Below are 2,008 nucleotides of genomic sequence, written 5' to 3' on the forward strand. Positions count from 1 at the left end.
GTCATTGACCCACTGGCCGTGCTTGTCGAGCGGATCGACGCTGACGGCGATGGGTTTGACGTTGCGCTTGGCAAATTCGCTGCTCAGGGCTGCGGTCTTGCCAAGTTCAGTGGTGCAGACGGGCGTGAAGTCTGCGGGATGTGAAAACAACACCACCCAGGAATCGCCAGCCCACTGGTGAAAGGAAATCTTGCCAGCGGTGGAGTCCTGGGTGAAGTCGGGGGCCGTGTCGCCGAGTCTGAGAGTGGTCATGCTGTGCTCCTTGATTGCTGATCAAAGCATTGTGGGGAGCAAGCGTTAAAACTCAAAAGAATATATAGCTCTTAATTTATCTCAATAAACGAATAACGACACTGCGACCCGGCAACGGTGTTCTGCTATTCTTTTGATAGCTGCTTACGCGCGCGCCTATTGGCTTGCAGGCTTATTTTTTCATGGAAAGAGCGCTTTCAGTGACTCCAACAACGGCCTGAACGCGCCCAAGCATTCCAAACGTCCTGTTTTACGCTGTTTTGGCGGTTTCTTGATCATCAAAATGGCCTTCAGCCCAATAAGGACGAGCGCAAGCAGCTATCAAATCAATAGCACCCACACTCGCGGCCGGCTGATCCGCCAGATCAACCCATCAAACCAGCTCTTCACCCCGCATCCGCTCCCCCAGGAAGTCCAGAAAGCTCCGAACCGCCGGAATCTGCCCGCGACGCGACGTAAACACCGCATGCGCCACACCAGGGCGAAGCGTCCAGCCGGGCAGCACGGGCACCAGAAGCTGCGCCTGCTGCTCTACCGCGCTCAGGGATTCGGGCAAAAAACTCATGCCGGTGCCGGCCAGCACGGCCAGCTTCAGGGTTTGCAGGTCGTCGGCCACATAACGCGGCTGGTGCTGCAGCACAAACTCCTTTCCGTCGGGGCCCACCAGCGTCCACGATGCACGGCCATCGACCCAGGACATGKCGACTGTGTCGAGCTTGTGCAGGTCTTCCGGMTTTTCGGGCGTGCCCTGGCGCCTTAACAAATCCGGGCTGGCCAGCAGGCGGCCGGATCCGGCGCCCAGGTTTTTGACGATCAGGCTGCCGCTGTCTTCCAGCGTGGGCCGCACGCGCAGGGCAATGTCTATGCCCTCTTCCACCAGGTCAATCACCCGGTTGGTCACGCGCATGTCGACTTTCACATGAGGGTGAAGCGCCATGTAACGCGGCACCAGGYAGCCCACCGTGCTTTGTGCCAGCGTCACCGGGCAGGTGATGCGCAGCGTACCGCGCGGCTCGACCTGCATTTGCGCCACAGCTTCCGACGCGGCCAGCGCCTCGTCGCGCATGGCGCTGCAGTGGCGCAGATAGATCTCGCCCACCTCCGTCAACGAAAGCTTGCGGGTGGTGCGCTGCAATAGCCGTGCACCCAGGCGGGCTTCCAGCTCGGCCACGCGGCGCGACAGGCGCGACTTGGGCAGGCCCAGCGCCCGGCCGGCTGCGGCAAAGCCGCCCCGCTCCACCACTTCGGCGAAGTACAGCATGTCATTGAGGTCTTGCATGGGGAAATGTCCTTTACTGCCTTACCAGGCGACTCACATCTGACCAGTAGGTGGCTGCCGGGGATGTAAGCAATTCGAGATTTTGAGGCCTTCATTGTCTCACCATTAGAACGATAAGTCGCATTTTTGCCAACTTATCAAGCACTCGACTCATCCGCACAATCTATCCATGGCTGCAGTTCAAGGTGAACACGGCCTGAAAACCGACTCACCCCTCCGATCAATCACTCAATCAAGGAACCCACCATGACCAAGCTTCTTCACATCGACTCCAGCATCCTCGGCGGCAACTCGGTTTCCCGCCAGCTCACGGCCCAGATCGTGGCTTCATGGCGCACCGCCAACCCCGGCACCGAAGTCAGCTATCTGGACCTGGCCAGCGACACGCCTTCGCATCTCTCCGCCGAATCGCTGGGTTTCCGCATGCCCGCCAGCGGCGAACTGAGCGACGTGCAGAAGCGCCAAAACGCCGTGTCT

At 59.6% G+C, this 2,008-nt stretch carries 3 protein-coding genes; 1 reads left to right on the forward strand and 2 read right to left on the reverse strand.

Features of this window, described 5'->3' with window-relative positions; translation table 11 throughout:
• Positions 1 to 252: redoxin domain-containing protein (locus AC1D0Z_RS20415; protein WP_477659994.1), on the reverse strand; the 252-nt coding region annotated here is incomplete at its 3' end.
• Positions 253 to 625: 373 nt separating this feature from the next.
• Complete coding sequence (locus tag AC1D0Z_RS20420) at positions 626 to 1,531, reverse strand: LysR substrate-binding domain-containing protein (RefSeq protein WP_477659995.1); 906 nt, start codon at positions 1,529 to 1,531, stop codon at positions 626 to 628.
• A 246-nt stretch (positions 1,532 to 1,777) separates the two neighbouring features.
• Here AC1D0Z_RS20420 and AC1D0Z_RS20425 point away from each other — a divergent pair.
• Positions 1,778 to 2,008 (forward strand): NAD(P)H-dependent oxidoreductase (locus tag AC1D0Z_RS20425; protein WP_477659996.1); only part of this gene is annotated, 231 nt, incomplete at its 3' end.

Source organism: Polaromonas sp. P1_E3 (assembly GCF_056405935.1).